Genomic DNA, 231 nt, shown 5'->3' with positions numbered 1-231 from the left:
CATCTGCACCAAATAAGCAGAAGTGACTCAATGGTAGAGTGCCACCTTGCCAAGGTGGATGTTGCGGGTTCGAGTCCCGTCTTCTGCTCCAAAAAAATTAAATATGCGGGTATCGTATATCGGTAATACTCCAGCCTTCCAAGCTGGAAAGGTGGGTTCGATTCCCACTACCCGCTCCACTAAAACAATATGCGTTATTAGCTCAGTTGGTAGAGCACCTGACTCTTAATC

2 tRNA genes are annotated in these 231 nt (G+C 46.8%); both read left to right on the top strand.

The window, feature by feature from the left end:
• Window positions 1–16: 16 nt before the first annotated feature.
• A tRNA-Gly gene (locus HH682_RS15600) sits at window positions 17–91 on the top strand.
• A 14-nt stretch (window positions 92–105) separates the two neighbouring features.
• A tRNA-Gly gene (locus HH682_RS15595) sits at window positions 106–179 on the top strand.
• Window positions 180–231: the final 52 nt, after the last annotated feature.

Source organism: Rosenbergiella gaditana (genome assembly GCF_018494065.1).
Taxonomy (GTDB): Bacteria; Pseudomonadota; Gammaproteobacteria; order Enterobacterales; family Enterobacteriaceae; genus Rosenbergiella; species Rosenbergiella gaditana.
The sequence above is the reverse complement of the archived record's forward strand: the minus strand, read 5'-3'. Positions and strand labels throughout refer to the sequence as shown.